Annotated in this window: 15 protein-coding genes; all 15 read left to right on the top strand. The window is 59.8% G+C overall.

What is annotated here, in order from left to right:
* Positions 1 to 32: 32 nt before the first annotated feature.
* The 15 genes from pheA (at position 33) to NZ453_RS13035 (ending at position 15829) form a co-directional block, all read left to right on the top strand.
* Complete coding sequence (gene pheA / locus NZ453_RS13105; protein ID WP_263771073.1) at positions 33 to 1124, top strand: prephenate dehydratase; 1092 nt, start codon at positions 33 to 35, stop codon at positions 1122 to 1124.
* Between the two features lie 55 nt (positions 1125 to 1179).
* Positions 1180 to 2268 (top strand): histidinol-phosphate transaminase, encoded by a 1089-nt coding sequence (gene hisC, locus NZ453_RS13100; RefSeq protein ID WP_263771072.1) that lies wholly within the window; start codon positions 1180 to 1182, stop codon positions 2266 to 2268.
* The gene (locus NZ453_RS13095; RefSeq protein ID WP_263771071.1) at positions 2268 to 3152 is read left to right on the top strand and encodes a prephenate dehydrogenase; all 885 of its coding nucleotides are present in this window, start codon (positions 2268 to 2270) and stop codon (positions 3150 to 3152) included. Before hisC ends, NZ453_RS13095 begins: the two co-directional genes overlap by 1 nt.
* 2 nt (positions 3153 to 3154) lie before the next feature.
* A complete protein-coding gene (locus tag NZ453_RS13090; RefSeq protein ID WP_263771070.1) occupies positions 3155 to 5095 on the top strand; it encodes a bifunctional 3-phosphoshikimate 1-carboxyvinyltransferase/cytidylate kinase in 1941 nt (646 codons plus the stop codon).
* Between the two features lie 154 nt (positions 5096 to 5249).
* Positions 5250 to 6947, top strand: a complete 1698-nt coding sequence (gene rpsA / locus NZ453_RS13085; RefSeq protein ID WP_263771069.1) for a 30S ribosomal protein S1 — start codon at positions 5250 to 5252, stop codon at positions 6945 to 6947.
* 9 nt (positions 6948 to 6956) lie between these two features.
* Positions 6957 to 7250, top strand: a complete 294-nt coding sequence (locus tag NZ453_RS13080; RefSeq protein ID WP_263771067.1) for an integration host factor subunit beta — start codon at positions 6957 to 6959, stop codon at positions 7248 to 7250.
* A gap of 77 nt (positions 7251 to 7327) precedes the next feature.
* Positions 7328 to 7597, top strand: coding sequence for a LapA family protein (locus NZ453_RS13075; RefSeq protein ID WP_263771066.1), 270 nt, complete (start codon positions 7328 to 7330; stop codon positions 7595 to 7597).
* A gap of 56 nt (positions 7598 to 7653) precedes the next feature.
* Entirely contained in the window at positions 7654 to 8820 is a 1167-nt protein-coding gene (gene lapB / locus NZ453_RS13070; RefSeq protein WP_420851651.1) for a lipopolysaccharide assembly protein LapB, read from the top strand.
* A 32-nt stretch (positions 8821 to 8852) separates the two neighbouring features.
* Positions 8853 to 9785, top strand: a complete 933-nt coding sequence (gene rfaE1 / locus NZ453_RS13065) for a D-glycero-beta-D-manno-heptose-7-phosphate kinase (protein WP_263771064.1) — start codon at positions 8853 to 8855, stop codon at positions 9783 to 9785.
* A 94-nt stretch (positions 9786 to 9879) separates the two neighbouring features.
* Positions 9880 to 10875, top strand: a complete 996-nt coding sequence (gene rfaD, locus NZ453_RS13060) for an ADP-glyceromanno-heptose 6-epimerase (protein ID WP_263771063.1) — start codon at positions 9880 to 9882, stop codon at positions 10873 to 10875.
* Positions 10868 to 11767 (top strand): cysteine synthase CysM, encoded by a 900-nt coding sequence (gene cysM / locus NZ453_RS13055; RefSeq protein ID WP_263771062.1) that lies wholly within the window; start codon positions 10868 to 10870, stop codon positions 11765 to 11767. Before rfaD ends, cysM begins: the two co-directional genes overlap by 8 nt.
* 1 nt (position 11768) lies before the next feature.
* Positions 11769 to 12557, top strand: a complete 789-nt coding sequence (locus tag NZ453_RS13050; RefSeq protein ID WP_263771061.1) for a 3'-5' exonuclease — start codon at positions 11769 to 11771, stop codon at positions 12555 to 12557.
* A gap of 97 nt (positions 12558 to 12654) precedes the next feature.
* A complete protein-coding gene (locus tag NZ453_RS13045; RefSeq protein WP_263771060.1) occupies positions 12655 to 12861 on the top strand; it encodes a hypothetical protein in 207 nt (68 codons plus the stop codon).
* 538 nt (positions 12862 to 13399) lie between these two features.
* Entirely contained in the window at positions 13400 to 13984 is a 585-nt protein-coding gene (locus NZ453_RS13040; protein ID WP_263771059.1) for a hypothetical protein, read from the top strand.
* A 234-nt stretch (positions 13985 to 14218) separates the two neighbouring features.
* Complete coding sequence (locus NZ453_RS13035) at positions 14219 to 15829, top strand: methyl-accepting chemotaxis protein (protein WP_263771058.1); 1611 nt, start codon at positions 14219 to 14221, stop codon at positions 15827 to 15829.
* Positions 15830 to 15860 lie beyond the last annotated feature (31 nt).

Genomic DNA, 15860 nt, shown 5'->3' with positions numbered 1-15860 from the left:
ACAATCTGTCGAAACCATGCCGGACGCCGAACATGAACGATGAACTGGAGAAGAAACTAGCGGTTGTGCGAAGCGAGATCGACGTCATCGATACCGAACTCCTCGATCTCCTGAACAGGCGTGCGCGGTGTGCGCAGCAGGTTGGCGAAATCAAGGCCCAACACGGTGAGGCCGGTTTCGTGTACCGGCCTGAAAGGGAAGCGCAAGTTCTCCGCCGCATCCAGGAGGTAAACCGCGGGCCGCTTTCCAATGAAAGCGTTACCTGGTTTTTCCGGGAAGTCATGTCGGCGTGTTTGTCGCTCGAACGGGCGCTCGGCGTCGCTTTCCTCGGCCCGCTCGGTACCTTTTCGGAAAGTGCTGCCACCAAACACTTCGGCCATGCGGCGAGACTCATGCCGCAGAACTCGATCGACGACGTGTTCCGCGAAGTGGAAGCCAGTCACGCCGACTATGCCGTTGTGCCGATCGAGAATTCCACCGATGGGGCGATCGGTCGTACGCTCGACCTTCTGATGAATACGCAACTCAAGATCTGCGGCGAGGTTGTGCTGCGGATTCACCAGCACCTGCTGAGCAACGAAACCGAGTTCGACAAGATCACCAAGGTTTACTCGCATGCGCAGTCGCTGGGTCAATGCCATGAATGGCTAAACCGTGTGCTTCCGCATGCTCAACGCATCTCGGTCGGCAGCAACGCGCAGGCAGCCCAGTTTGCCGCTGCCGAGACTGGAACGGCAGCGATCGCCGGCGAAGCCGCTGCCGAACGCTATGGCCTGCCGATGCTCGCCAGCAATATTGAAGACGAACCGAACAACACAACGCGTTTCGCCGTTCTCGGGCGGCGCGAGGCGGGTACCTCCGGACGCGACAAGACATCGCTCATTATGTCGGCACCTAACCGGACAGGGTCATTGTGCTGGCTGCTGGCGCCTTTTTCGGATGCAGGAGTTTCGATGACTCGGCTCGAATCGCGACCGGCCCGGCATACCTTGTGGGAGTACGTGTTCTTCGTCGATATCGACGGCCACCGCGACGACCCGGCGGTAGGCAAGGCGCTTTCCGAACTCGCACAACGAGCCGCTTATCTGAAGGTGCTGGGTTCGTATCCCGTGGCGGTCTACTAGCTAACCGCCTAGCTGCAGCTGCAGATTCAGCTTTTGCTCAATTCCAAGGACAGACATGGCACTTTGTGATCAGGCATTACCGAATGTTCGGGCGATTTCTCCCTATCAACCGGGAAAACCGATTACGCAACTCGCGCGCGAGATGGGCATCCCGGTCGACAGCATCGTCAAGCTGGCGTCAAATGAGAACCCGTTGGGAATGAGCCCCAAGGCTAAGGTCGCGCTGGAGAAAGCGATCAGCACCTTGGAACGGTATCCGGACGACTTCGAACTCAAGGCGGCAGTCGCAGCACATACCAGTTTGGGAACAGAGCGCGTCGTCCTAGGCAACGGATCGAACGACGTGCTTGATCTTATTGCCCGCGTTTTCCTAGCCCCAGGCCGGTCGACGGTCTATTCGCAGCACGCTTTTGCCGTCTATCCCTTGGCTTCGCTTTCAGCAGGTGCGGAACTCATTGAAGTGCCTGCCGCCGAGTTTTGCCACGATCTCGAAGCCATGCGCCAGGCGGTTCGTCCGAACACGCGCTTGATCTGGATCGCCAATCCGAACAACCCAACAGGGACATTTCTCCCTTACCCGCAACTCAAGGCGTTCATACAATCACTGCCTGACGACGTCATCGTGGTGCTTGACGAAGCGTACAACGAGTACATTCCCGCGGCTGAGCGTTTCGATACGACGGTGTGGTTGCCCGAGTTCCCGAACCTCGTCATCACCCGTACTTTCTCCAAGATCTATGGGTTGGCCGGCCTGCGTATCGGCTACGCGCTCGCTTCGGCGGAGGTGGCTGATCTGATGAACCGAGTGCGGCAGCCGTTCAACTGCAACAACCTGGCGCTTGCCGCGGCCACCGCGGCGCTCGACGACCAGGAGTTTGTCGTGCGCAGCCACGAAGCGAATCGCGCCGGAATGACGCAGATCGTCGCCGGACTCGAAAAGTTCGGTTTGCCATACATTCCGTCGCGCGGCAATTTCATCGCCTTCAAAGCCGGGGACGCGGCTGGCGTCAATGCCAGGTTACTCAAGCAAGGCGTCATCGTCCGTCCCATTGCCGGTTACGGAATGCCTGAATGGTTGCGCGTGACGATCGGAACCGAAACAGAGAACCGGCGTTTCCTGGAAGCGCTGGGCAAGGCCGTGTGATGGCGGCCTCGCCGGAGTTCGGCAAGGTTGTCGTATTCGGCGTTGGCCTGATCGGTGGCTCGTTTGCCCTGGCGCTGAAAGCGGCTGGCCAGGTAGGCGAAGTGGTGGGCTTCGGTCGTAGTGTCGGCACGCTCACGCAAGCTCTGCAACTCGGGATCATCGATCGCGTTGGCGCCAATCCCGGAGCCGAAGTTGCCGATGCGGATATTGTCCTGATCGCCTCGCCGGTCGGCCGGATGCCGGAAATCATGGCGCGCATTGCGCCGTACATCGGGGAACAGACGCTGGTTACCGACGGCGGCAGCACGAAAGAAGACGTAGTCGCTGCGGCGCGTGAGCATTTCGGGGCGCGCGTCGCCCAGTTCGTTCCTGCCCATCCGATTGCCGGCGCTGAGAACAGTGGTGCGGCGGCCGCGCGCGCGGATCTCTACCGTGAGAAGAAGGTCGTGCTCACGCCCTTGCCCGAGAACGTGGTCCTCAATGTGGCGCGGGTGCGCTCCGCGTGGGAATGGTGCGGCGCCCAAGTTCACGAACTGTCGCCCTCCGAACACGATGGCGTATTCGCGGCGGTCAGTCATTTGCCGCATTTGCTGTCGTTCGCGCTGGTGCACGATCTCGCAGTTCGCGACAACAGCGACGTCCTGTTTCGTTTCGCCGCGAGCGGCTTCCGCGACTTCACGCGCATCGCTGCCAGCCACCCCGAGATGTGGCGGGACATTTGCCTTGCCAATCGCGTCGCATTGCTCGCGGAGCTTGATCGTTATTGCATCGAACTCGACGTTTTACGCGGCGCGTTGCTCAGCGGCGATGGTGCCACGCTTGAGAAAGTCTTCGACGTCGCGCGCGCTGCGCGGCGTTCCTGGCCCGCAGGGCAGGTGAAATAAGTATGAATTACATCGATTTGCCGGAGATTATCTCGGCATCGGGCGTGGTACGCCTACCGGGATCAAAAAGCCTTTCCAACCGCTTTCTGCTGCTTGCCGCCCTGGCCGACGGCACGACCGAAATTCGGGGGCTTCTTGAGTCGGACGACACTGCTCGCATGCTGGACGCGCTGAATGCATTGGGCGTGCATGTTGAATCGCTGGGTGAGCACGCCTATCGCGTCGTCGGTTGTGCCGGCCGGTTTCCGAACCGGCGCGCGGAGCTGTTCGTGGGGAATGCGGGGACGGCTTTTCGTTCCCTGACGGCGGTGCTTGCACTCACCGGCGGGGATTACGTTCTGACCGGCGTGGCGCGCATGCATGAGCGCCCGATCGGCGACTTGGTCGATGCGCTGCGTCAACTTGGAGCCGATATCTCGTGTCTTGGGAACGAAGGATTCCCGCCTTTGGGAATCCGCCCCGGCTCCGTTCGCGGAGGCATTGTGCGGGTACGCGGTAGCGTCTCTAGCCAATTCCTCAGCGGTTTGTTGCTCGCTGCGCCGCTCGCCGGCTGCGAAATAACGATTGAGGTCGTCGGCGAGTTGATCTCGAAGCCGTACGTGGATATTACTTTGGCCACCATGGCGCGCTTCGGCGTTCTCGTCGAGCGCGACGGATGGCAACGGTTTACGGTAACCGGCGGGAACGTTTACCGGAGCCCCGGCGCTCTGAGTGTCGAGGCAGACGCCTCTTCGGCCTCCTATTTTCTCGCGCTCGGCGCCATTGCGGGCGGTCCGGTACGGGTAGAAGGCGTTGGGAGCGAGTCGGTTCAGGGGGATGTGCGTTTTGCCGACGCATTGCGGGCAATGGGCGCTGAAGTCGCAGCTGGCCCGGATTGGATCGAGACGCGCTCGCCTTCCGGGGGCTTGAACGGCATTGAGATTGACTGCAACTCGATCCCCGACGCGGCGATGACCTTAGCCACAACGGCACTATTTGCCCACGGAGCGACGACATTGCGCGGTATCGCGAGTTGGCGTGTCAAGGAGACGGACCGTATCGCGGCGATGGCGAGCGAGTTGCGCAAGCTTGGCGCCCAGGTGGACGAGGGTGACGACTTTCTCCGCATCACGCCGCCCGCGGTGGAAGCGCTGGTTTCTCCAAGCCACGGTATCGATACCTACGACGATCATCGAATCGCGATGTGTTTCTCGCTCGCGACGAAAGCCGTTCCCCTGCGCATCAACGATCCGGGTTGTGTCGCGAAGACTTTCCCCGATTACTTCGAGCGGCTTGCCAGGGTCGCTGAGCAGGTGCCGGTGATCGCGATCGATGGCCCATCGGCCTCGGGTAAAGGGACGATCGCGGCCCGCGTGGCCGCGGCACTCGGCTGGCACTACCTCGATTCGGGGGCTCTCTATCGCTTGACGGCGCTTGCGGCGCGTCGCGCGGGCATCGCCTGGACGGACGAAGGCGGCGTGGCGGCTGTGGCTGCGGAACTGGATGTGGTGTTCGGTGAAAACTCCACCCGCCTTGCAGGTGAAGAGGTCGGCGACGCGATACGCCACGAAGATATCTCGGTCGGTGCTTCCCAGGTGGCAGCCCTGCCGTCCGTCCGTGCGGCGCTTCTTTTCCGTCAACGGATCTTCCGCCGTGCTCCGGGTTTGGTCGCCGACGGGCGGGATATGGGTTCTGTCGTGTTCCCGGATGCACAGACAAAAGTCTTCCTCACCGCGAGCGTCCAAGTGCGAGCCGAGAGACGCTATAAGCAGTTGATGGAAAAAGGAATCCCTGCTAGTATCCTGCCTCTTTTGCAGGATTTGCGCGAACGCGACGAGCGGGATAGCCAGCGGAGCGTCGCGCCATTACGGCAAAACGAGGATGCGCGCCTGCTCGATACGAGCAACCTGACTATCGCTGAGACGGTGGATCAGGTGCTTGCCTGGAGCAGGGAGCCATCGTAGCAAAGCGAAGCGGCGAGCCGCTCGCGAAAGGTATTGACGGTCCGGTCTCTTTCCTGCACGCAAGGGTGCCACTAGAAGCGTTCGGTGGCGGGAGAGTCGCGTTCCGTCAATGTGTGTTTAACTTCAACCCGCCACTGTGCGGTCAGGTATCCATATGTCAGCTAACCCCACATCCCAAGAAAGCTTTGCCGACCTTTTTGAAGCCAGCCTTACGCGTCAGGAGATGCGCCAGGGCGAGGTTATCACCGCCGAGGTCGTGCGCATCGATCAGAACTTCGTAGTCGTCAATGCCGGACTGAAGTCCGAAAGCTATATAGAACGCGAAGAATTCCTCAACGACCTTGGCGAAATCGAAGTCAAGGTGGGTGATTTCGTCCAGGTGGCCATCGAGCAACTGGAGAACGGCTTCGGCGAGACGCGGCTTTCCCGCGAGCGTGCCAAGCGCGTCGCCGCCTGGAACTACCTCGAGAGCGCCCTCAACGAGGGGACCCTCGTTACCGGCACGATCACCGGCAAGGTTAAGGGCGGCCTCACCGTCATGGCCAACAGCGTCCGCGCCTTCCTGCCTGGCTCGCTGGTCGATATGCGTCCGGTCAAGGACACCACGCCGTACGAAGGCAAAACCTTCGAATTCAAGGTCATCAAGCTCGATCGCAAGCGGAATAACGTTGTGGTCTCGCGCCGTGCTGTTCTCGAAGCGAGCGTTGGGGAAGAGCGCGAAGCACTGCTTTCGAACCTCAAGGAAGGCAGCGTCGTCAAGGGCATCGTCAAGAACATCACCGACTACGGTGCATTCGTCGACCTCGGCGGCATCGATGGCCTGCTGCACATCACCGACCTGGCCTGGCGCCGTGTTCGTCACCCGTCGGAAGTCCTTTCGGTCGGCGACGAAGTGCAAGCCAAGATCCTCAAGTTCGACCAGGACAAGAACCGCGTCTCGCTCGGCCTCAAGCAACTCGGCGAAGATCCTTGGGTCGGCATTTCGCGCCGCTATCCGCAAGGTACCCGCTTGTTCGGCAAGGTCACCAACCTGACCGACTACGGTGCATTCGTCGAAATCGAGCAAGGCATCGAAGGCCTGGTACACGTTTCGGAAATGGACTGGACCAACAAGAACGTCCATCCGTCGAAGGTCGTCCAGCTCGGTGACGAAGTCGAAGTCATGATCCTTGAGATCGACGAAGAACGTCGCCGTATCTCCCTCGGCATGAAGCAGTGCATGGCCAACCCGTGGGATGAGTTCGCCATGAACCACAAGAAGGGCGACAAGGTGAAGGGTGCGATCAAGTCGATTACCGACTTCGGCGTCTTCATTGGCCTGCCTGGCGGCATCGATGGTCTCGTACACCTGTCCGACCTGTCGTGGTCGGTCCCGGGTGAAGAGGCGATTCGCAACTTCAAGAAGGGCGACGAGGTTGAGGCGGTTGTTCTCGCCATCGATACCGAGAAGGAACGCATCTCGCTGGGCATCAAGCAGCTCGACGGCGATCCTTACACCAGCTTCATCGCCACGCACGAAAAGAACGCGATCGTCCGCGGTACGGTCAAGTCGGTCGATGCTCGCGGTGCTGTGGTCAATTTGGAAGGCGACATGGAAGGCTACCTGCGTGCTTCCGAAGTGTCGCGCGATCGTATCGACGACCTGACCAAAATCTACAAGGAAGGCGACGAGGTCGAAGCGATGATCATCAACATCGATCGCAAGACCCGTTCGATCAACCTGTCGATCAAGGCCAAGGAGCAAGCCGAACAGCACGAAGCGATGCAGAAGCTGTCTGCGGACAATAGCGCCAGTTCGGGTACGACCAACCTTGGTGCGCTGCTGAAGGCCAAGCTCAACAACCCGCAATAAGGCGAGAGCATGACCAAGTCAGATCTGATCGCGCGGCTGGCGGAGCGTTTTCCCCAGCTCGTCGCGAAAGACGCCGATTTTGCGGTCAAAATGATTCTCGATGCGATGTCCGAGGCCCTGGCCAAAGGGGACCGTATCGAGATTCGCGGGTTCGGAAGCTTTTCGTTGAACTACAGGCCCCCGCGCGTCGGCCGTAACCCCAAATCGGGGGACAAGGTCAGCGTTCCAGAGAAATGGGTGCCGCATTTCAAGGCTGGCAAGGAACTACGCGAGCGCGTTGATGGCGCGTTGAGTCGGGTCTGAGTGACGAGCCGTGACAAGGTGAATCACCATGGGCGGCAACGAAAGTTGCCGCCTTTTTCATTCTTGGAGGACAACGGATGCGAGCCGTACTGTGGGGTTGCCGGATTTTCATATTCCTCTTCCTGCTCGCGTTTGCGCTCAAAAATACGGAGCCTGTAAGCGTTCGTTTCTTTTTCGACGCGACGTGGCAGGCACCTTTGATCATCATCGTCCTTGCTTTTTTCGCGGGTGGTGCCGTGCTCGGACTCATGGCGTTGCTAGGGACGGTGTTCGGACTGCGTCGCGAAATCTCGCGCCTGAAGCGTGAAGTCGCCCTCGTGAAACAACAACAAATAACGCCGAGCTGAACGTGTGCTGGCGTTGAGTCGGCGATGAGCCGGCCTTTCATACCCTCGATCACATGATTGAATTCGAGTACTGGCAGCTCCTCTTCTTCCCGCTGTTTTTCGTCCTTGGCTGGGCGGCAGCGCGTATCGATATCAAGCACATCGTGAAGGAATCGCGAGCGCTTCCACGGTCGTATTTTCAAGGACTCAACTTCCTGCTCAACGAGCAGCCCGACCGGGCGATCGAGGCGTTCGTCGACGCCGTCAAGGTCGATCCGCAGACGGTCGAGCTTCACTTCGCGCTTGGCAGCCTGTTTCGCCGCCGCGGCGAAACCGAGCGTGCCATCCGCATGCACCAGAATCTCGTCGATCGAGAAGACATTCCGCAAGATCTGCAACTGCAAGCCTTGGCCGAACTTGGTCAGGATTATCTCAAAGCTGGCCTATTGGACCGGGCCGAGGAGGTTTTCGACAAACTGCGTCAGTCGGCCCTGAGCGAAGACGCGAAGCGAAACCTGCTTGAAATCTACCAGCTCGAAAAAGACTGGGAAAAAGCGATCGCCATTGCCGGTGAATTGCCCGACGTCGCGTCGCAACGGGAAATCGCTGAATACTATTGCGAACTTGCTGCGACCGAGATCATGCGATCCCGGCCGGATGCCGCGTCGGAATATCTCCGTACCGCGCTTGAGCGCAATCGCAAATGCGTCCGTGCGACAATGCTGCAGGGCGACGTGGAAGCTCAGCAGGAAAAGCTCGAGGCGGCAATCGATTGCTGGCAAAGAATCGAGCAGCAGGACCCCACATACTTAGCGCTGGTGGCACAACGACTACTCGACGCCTTCCGTAAACTCGGACGGCAGAACGAGGGGTTGCAACTGCTCAAGGGCTACCTCGAACGCTATCCGTCACTCGATCTGCTCGACGTCGTTTTCCAGCTGATGCTCGAATGTGACGGCCCCGATGCCGCGTATGGGCTGGTGCGCGACGAGTTGAAACGCAACCCGACGTTGCTCGGGTTCGACAAGTTGATCGAAGCGCGCTTGTTGCTTGCCACGCCCGAAACACGACCCGATCTCGAACTTGCGAAGAGCATCGTGCAAGGCTATACGCGTCGCCTGGCGCGTTATCGATGCAATAATTGCGGATTCAAGGCGCGCCAGTTCTACTGGCGTTGCCCGGCGTGCGGCGGGTGGGAAACCTATTCGCCAAAACGGACTGAAGAATTCGACTTGGCCCCCTGACTTCCTGCCTTCTTCTCAAGGACAAAGCGACGATGGATTTAGGCAAGCTCTCTGCCGCGCGTCTGCTCATCGTGGGTGACGTAATGCTTGACCGTTACTGGTTCGGCGAGGTTTCGCGCATATCGCCCGAGGCGCCGGTGCCGGTCGTCAAAGTCGAGCGAAGCGAGGAGCGCCCGGGGGGCGCGGCGAATGTGGCACGTAACGCAGCGGCCTTGGGCGCACAGGTATCTCTGCTTGCACTCGTCGGCAACGACGAGCCGGGGCGAAGCCTGCGCCGGCTGATGCGCGAGGGTGGGATCGATGCCAGCCTGCATATCGACGACGCCGTTGCTACCACCGTCAAACTGAGGGTCATTGGTCGCCAACAGCAGCTTCTGCGCATCGACTTTGAAACGACGCCGTCACACGAGGTCCTGCGGGCAAAACTCTCTGAATTCCAGCGGCGCCTGCCCGACTGCGACGCTGTGGTTTTCTCTGACTACGGTAAAGGCGGACTGACGCATATCGCGGAGATGATTGCTCTGGCGCGTGCGGCCGGAAAAATCGTGCTTGTGGACCCGAAGGGCGACGACTACTCTGGTTACGCCGGAGCGACGGTCATTACGCCGAACCGTTCCGAAATGCGCGAGGTGGTCGGACGCTGGAAGGACGAGGCCGATCTGGAGCGGCGCGCGCAGACATTGCGGCAAGAACTCGACTTGCAGGCACTTTTGGTAACGCGTAGCGAGGAGGGAATGACGTTGTTCAACGAACAAGGGGTCATTCATGAGAAAGCCGTTGCGCGTGAGGTTTTCGATGTGTCCGGCGCAGGCGATACCGTAATTGCCACGCTGGCCGTGATGCTGGCGCGCGGCGCAGACTGGAAGCAGGCAATACACGTCGCGAATGTCGCGGCGGGTGTCGTCGTCGGCAAGCTGGGCACGGCCGTTGTTACCCGCGACGAACTGGAAGCGGCGTTGAACTGAGGAGCCGGAGCGAACACCAACGTTGGGACGCGAGTGATTACCGCGCCGCGTACCGACAGTGACGGCATGCTTGCATGCCACCCAAGGAGATCCCATGTATACCATCGTGACCGGCGCGGCCGGTTTCATCGGCGCCAACATCGTCAAGGCATTGAACGACGCAGGCATTACGAAGATCGTTGCGGTCGACAACCTGACGAGGGCCGACAAGTTCAAGAATCTCGTCGATTGCGAGATCGCCGATTACCTCGACAAGCAAGAATTCCTTGAACGCGTGCGGTCCGGTCACTTCAACGGTACCGTCCAAGCCGTTTTCCATGAAGGCGCCTGTTCGGACACCATGGAGTCGGACGGCCGCTACATGATGGAAAACAACTTCCGCTACTCGCTTTCGCTGCTCGACTGGTGCCAGGATCAGGAGGTGCAGTTCTTGTATGCCTCCAGTGCCGCTACCTACGGTGGAAGCCGCGAATTTCGGGAGGAACGCGAGTTCGAAGCGCCGCTGAACGTCTACGGTTACTCGAAATTCCTCTTCGACCAGATCGTGCGCCAACGGCTGCGCAAGGCGACGGCGCAGATCGTTGGCTTTCGCTACTTCAATGTCTATGGACCGCGCGAATCGCACAAGGGGCGGATGGCGTCGGTGGCATTTCACCATTACAACCAGTTTCGCGCCGAGAACAAGGTCAAGCTGTTCGAGGGCTGCGACGGCTACGGGAACGGCGAGCAGAAACGCGATTTCGTTTACGTCGGCGACGTTGCGAAAGTCAATCTGTTCTTCCTTGCTCATCCGAACGAGTCCGGGATTTTCAACGTCGGGACCGGCCGCGCGCAAAGCTTCAACGAGCTGGCGGTGGCGAACGTGAATAGCTGCCGTGCGTTGCGTGGGGAATCTGCGCAGCCTTTGGCCGCGTTGCTCAAGCAGGGGCTTATCGAGTACATCCCGTTTCCCGATGCGCTCAAGGGCAAGTACCAGAGTTTCACGCAGGCCGACCTGACGAAACTGCGTGCCGCCGGCTATACGGCGTCTTTCGCCAACGTCGAAGAAGGCGTTGCCCAATACGTCGAATGGTTGAATAGCCATGTATAAGACGCTCGACGACTATGTGGGCGGCACGCCGCTGGTACGCCTCAAACGCCTACCGGGTGCCGACATTGCGGCCCGCGGCAACGTGGTGCTGGCCAAGCTCGAGGGAAACAATCCGGCCGGGTCGGTCAAGGATCGTCCCGCGCTCTCGATGATCCGCCGAGCCGAGCAGCGCGGCGACATAAAGCCTGGCGACACACTGATCGAGGCCACATCCGGGAACACGGGAATTGCGCTGGCGATGGCAGCTGCGATGGGCGGTTATCGGATGATCCTCGTTATGCCGGAGAATCAGAGCATGGAACGCCGGCAGACGATGCGGGCATTCGGAGCCGAACTCGTTCTGACGCCGCGCGATGGCGGTATGGAGCTCGCCCGCGACGTTGCGGAGAAAATGCGCAACGAAGGTCGCGGCACCATCCTCGACCAGTTCGCCAATCCGGACAATCCGCTGGCCCATTACGAAGGAACGGGTCCCGAGATCTGGCTCGACACCAACGGCCGGGTAACCCATTTCGTGAGCAGTATGGGGACGACCGGGACGATCATGGGCGTCTCATGTTATCTCAAGGAACAGAACCCCGCTGTGTGCGTCATCGGCTGCGAGCCGGCACCCGGATCGCAGATTGCGGGCATTCGCAAATGGCCCGAGGCCTACTTGCCGAAGATATTTGATCGTTCCCGTGTGGACCGCGTCGAGCCAGTAACGCAGGGCGAGGCCGAAGAAATGACGCGACGTCTTGCCGCCGAGGAGGGCATCTTCGCCGGAGTCTCGTCAGGCGGCGCTATGGCCGTGGCGTTGCGCATCGCGCGCGAGGTGGAGAATGCCACCATCGTGTCGATCGTGTGCGACCGTGGTGATCGCTATCTTTCAACCGGCGTGTTCCCGGGCTGAGATGCATCCCGTCCTTGTTTTCGATATCGAGACAATTCCCGATGTGCCGGGACTGCGGCGTTTGCACGATCTCGATCCGTCACTGTCGGACGCCGAAGTGGCTGAAATCGCCTTCCAGCAGCGCCGTGCGCAGAGCGGCAACGATTTCTTGCCGCACCACCTGCAGCGTGTGGCGGTGATCTCCTGTGTGCTGCGTTCTGGCAAGGATCTACGAGTGTGGTCGCTGGCGGAACCGGAACAGAACGAAGCGGAGATCATCCAGCGTTTTTTCGACGGTGTAGAAAAGTTCACCCCGCAACTCGTTTCATGGAACGGCGGCGGCTTCGACCTGCCGGTCTTGCACTACCGCGGCCTGATACACGGCGTTGCGGCGCCTCGTTACTGGGATCTTGGCGACGGCGACTACGGCGACAGTCGCGACTTCAAGTGGAATAACTACATCAGCCGGTACCACACGCGTCATCTCGACCTCATGGACCTCCTGGCCATGTACCAGCCGCGGGCATGCGCGCCGCTCGATGCTCTGGCGAAACTCATCGGCTTTCCGGGCAAGCTGGGAATGGACGGCGGCAAAGTGTGGGATGCCTGGCAGAAAGGCGAGATTGCCGGCGTTCGAGACTACTGCGAGACCGACGTGATGAACACCTATCTGGTTTTCATCCGTTTTCGGCTCATGCGCGGCGAAATTACGCGGGCGGAGTATGACGCCGAAATCGATTTCGTGCGCGGCGAACTGGCGCGCTTGAACAAGCCGCACTGGCAGGAATTCCTCGCGGCCTGGGGAGACTGAAACCGGTTGCCGCCCCTTTCCCCTGTCCTGGTACGCGGTGGTTGTGAAACTTGCTTTGCTCCGCTAGCATGGCGTTGTAATAAAGAGGATGGAAGCGATGCTTGACGGAAGTCGGGAAAGCGAGCGGATAGAGACGATCGACGAGATGCTCGATCTGTTCGTCGTCATCCAGGAGATGGGTCGGCGGCTGGCGGATGAATCGCATGGCGACGATTACGCGAAGGTGCGCGAACTGAATGAACTGTTGCACCGTGCGCGGACCAAGCTGAATCTCATCAAGGACGAAGCCGGCAAGCTTTCTTGAGCGTGCTAAACGTTCGGCTTACCCACGTTTCTTCTTGTCCCCTCCACAAAGCTTCCTACAGCTTCCCGGTAACTCCCCGGGGTTACCATTCCCTGATTCAACTCAAACGCCTTCAGTTCCGTTTTCCCTTAGCTCGGCCCTCATCAGAGCGCTGCCTCTGTTTGCCGGGGCAAACAAAGCGCATTAATTCATCTACGGTTACGGCGAACGCTGCCGTAAACATCTCTGTAGCCATTGGTTGCGAACGCGCCGGGTGGTGCGCCGCGTTCGACAGTCGGCGAGGCGGCCTTCAGGTATTTAGCAGCTCCAAATAGGGAATTGCCCGATACCCGACCGACTATCACTTATCGATACTTATACGCGTGTGGTCGTGTCTCGCTTCGACGTTTGTGTTCGGCGAACTGAAAGATGCGACCGCTGGCGAGCAACCAAACGACAGCCTATTCTGGTGATACGGAAAGATGAATCAGACGACGAACAGAACGACTCCGACCGCGACATTGATCGGCGCTTTCTTGCCGGGAACAGGGGGGGCAAAATGATGACGCCGGCCATACAGAGGATACTCGCCGTACTTGAGGAGAAGGGTCCGCTCTCCGCGCGCGAGATTGCCCAGCACGCCTTCATCGCCGTGACGACGCTTTCGGGCGGGCGTTATCTCAAGACGATGCGCGAAGCGAAACAGATTCACATCGCCGGGTGGCGGAAAACCAGCAACGGGTTTTCGACCGCCTTGTACCGGGCCGGTGTAGGGCGCGACTTGCCGAAACCAAAATTCGAACAGGTCGATCGCGACTCGGTAGGAATGGCAAAGATCGTCGCTGCGCTGAAACGCCTTGGCCCCATGACCTATCGCCAGATCGCGCTCGCCACCGGGCTTTCCCGCAACACGATCAAGAATGCGCGTTACATGGAAGCGCTGCTGGCCCAGAAGCGCGTCCATATCGTTGATTGGCATCGGAACACAAGCGGTCCGATGGCCGCGGTTTATGCCGATGGGCGGGGTCGTAATGCTGACCGCCCGGCGCCACTCACGCGTGCGGAAATCAACTTGCGCCGGCGTACGCGCCGGCGGGCGATGAAGCCCTGCGATGGGCTGATCGAGCAGTTGCTCGCCGCCTGATCTTACACTTGGCAGTGCCTTTGCACCGTCCGCAAAATAACGCGGACGGTTTTCTTTTTTGAGCGCTCCATTCAGCGGTATTCGCAAACGCGAATCGCTGTTTCTGCAATGAGAAGCGTTCTCATCGGGAATTGAGAAGTGAAATACCGGGAATCGCCCGATTTCCGCGTCCTCGCGTCGCCATTAGGATTCATGTCGGCGAGCTGCCATTCTGACAACCCGAGGACGAACAACGTGAATATATCCAAGAAACTGAAAACCCTTGCCCTCAGTGCCATCGTCGCGCTTATCGCGGTCGGTGGGCTGGGCCTTTACGTTTCGAGGTCCCTCGACGCGGCGCTGAGCTATTTCGATCAGAAATCGGTTCCGAGCATGCGAATCCTCAGCAACCTAGGCAACGGGCAGAAGGACGTTGCACTCGCCATGTACCGGCATTTGCTTTCCGATAACCCCGAGCAAATGCAGGCGCGCGAACGCGACATCCAGGACGGAATAAAGAAGGTCGAGCAGGCGTTGCGCGACTACGAGCCCTTGCTGCGAACGGAACGTGGAAAGCAGTTGTTCGCCGATGAGAAAGCCGCAGCGACGGCCTATTTCACGCAACTCGCGAGCGTAATCGAAAAATCTCGCAATAACGACAAAGCCGGCGCCCTTGCCTTGGCGACCAGTATGGCGACGACGCGCGAAAAACTGCATGCTCTGATCGAAGAGCACGTCAAGGTTAATGACAAGGACGCGGACGAGCATATGGGAACCGCAGAGTCGGCCGCCAACCGCGGGCTATGGGCCGTTTTCGCAATCACGCTTACGGCCTCGCTCATCATCGGTCTCATCAGCTTCTTCGTCATCCGCGGCATTGGGCGCTCGCTATCGTCAATTGGTGAAGCAGTGGCGCGCATCGAGGGCAATCTGGATTTCACCGTGCGCGTGCCGATCTTCGGCAAAGACGAAATCGCCGAAGTTTCGAATGCTCTGAACCGCTTGGTTGCCAAGCTCCGGGCAAACCTGGAATCGATTGCTAGCGGGGCGGCCAAGGTGACCGAGGCGTCGTCACAGCTCGCCTTGGCGTCGGGCGAAGTAGCCGTGGCGTCGTCGCAGCAGAGCGACTCGGCGTCCAACATGGCGGCCAGCATCGAGCAGATGACCGTGAGTATCACCCACGTCAGCGACCGTGCCGAAGAGGCGCATGCGCTTTCAGTACAGTCGGGTCGAAGCGCCGCCGTCGGCGAAGGCGTGATCGGTGAAACGGTCGGCGCGATCAACCGGATTGCCGAATCGGTAAACCGGACGGCTGAGCGGATGCGCGAACTCGAAGCGAGCAGCGCGCAGATTTCGTCGATTGTCTCGGTGATCAAGGAAGTGGCCGACCAGACGAATCTGCTTGCCCTCAATGCCGCCATCGAGGCTGCGCGTGCCGGCGAGCAGGGCCGGGGGTTTGCCGTCGTAGCGGATGAAGTGCGCAAGTTGGCGGAGCGCACGGCGTCTTCGACGACCGAGATTTCGCGCATGGTCGAATCGATCTCGACCGTCTCCAAAGAAGCCGCGGAGAGCATGGTCAATGCCGTTGGCCTGGTCGGAACCGGGGTCAACAAAGCCGGCGAAGCCAATTCGGTGATCAAGGAGATCGGCCATGGCAGTCAAAGCTCGGTCAGCATGGTCGAGGAGATCAGCTCCGCCATCCGCGAGCAGAGCCAGGCGAGCAACACCATCGCGCGTAGCGTCGAAAGCATTGCGCAGATGGCCGAGGAAAGCAGCGCGGCCGCGAAGAACAGCGCCGACTCGGCACGTCACCTCGATGAGTTGGCGCGCGAAATGAGCGGTATCGTCGCGGCGTACCGCCTCTAGAGGTTCAGTTAGGTGACGGTCAGATCGGCGT

It is taken from the genome of Propionivibrio soli (assembly GCF_025770765.1).
Lineage (GTDB): Bacteria > Pseudomonadota > Gammaproteobacteria > Burkholderiales > Rhodocyclaceae > Propionivibrio > Propionivibrio soli.
This window is presented reverse-complemented; position numbering and strand designations above follow the sequence as displayed.

Bases quoted from the DNA above. Each gene is read 5' to 3' on its own strand.
- NZ453_RS13050 (WP_263771061.1), top strand. From the start codon at position 11,769: ATGCATCCCGTCCTTGTTTTCGATATCGAGACAATTCCCGATGTGCCG.
- rpsA (WP_263771069.1), top strand. From the start codon at position 5,250: ATGTCAGCTAACCCCACATCCCAAGAAAGCTTTGCCGACCTTTTTGAA.
- NZ453_RS13075 (WP_263771066.1), top strand. From the start codon at position 7,328: ATGCGAGCCGTACTGTGGGGTTGCCGGATTTTCATATTCCTCTTCCTG.
- pheA (WP_263771073.1), top strand. From the start codon at position 33: ATGAACGATGAACTGGAGAAGAAACTAGCGGTTGTGCGAAGCGAGATC.
- cysM (WP_263771062.1), top strand. From the start codon at position 10,868: ATGTATAAGACGCTCGACGACTATGTGGGCGGCACGCCGCTGGTACGC.
- rfaE1 (WP_263771064.1), top strand. From the start codon at position 8,853: ATGGATTTAGGCAAGCTCTCTGCCGCGCGTCTGCTCATCGTGGGTGAC.
- NZ453_RS13095 (WP_263771071.1), top strand. From the start codon at position 2,268: ATGGCGGCCTCGCCGGAGTTCGGCAAGGTTGTCGTATTCGGCGTTGGC.
- hisC (WP_263771072.1), top strand. From the start codon at position 1,180: ATGGCACTTTGTGATCAGGCATTACCGAATGTTCGGGCGATTTCTCCC.
- NZ453_RS13090 (WP_263771070.1), top strand. From the start codon at position 3,155: ATGAATTACATCGATTTGCCGGAGATTATCTCGGCATCGGGCGTGGTA.
- NZ453_RS13045 (WP_263771060.1), top strand. From the start codon at position 12,655: ATGCTTGACGGAAGTCGGGAAAGCGAGCGGATAGAGACGATCGACGAG.
- NZ453_RS13040 (WP_263771059.1), top strand. From the start codon at position 13,400: ATGATGACGCCGGCCATACAGAGGATACTCGCCGTACTTGAGGAGAAG.
- rfaD (WP_263771063.1), top strand. From the start codon at position 9,880: ATGTATACCATCGTGACCGGCGCGGCCGGTTTCATCGGCGCCAACATC.
- NZ453_RS13080 (WP_263771067.1), top strand. From the start codon at position 6,957: ATGACCAAGTCAGATCTGATCGCGCGGCTGGCGGAGCGTTTTCCCCAG.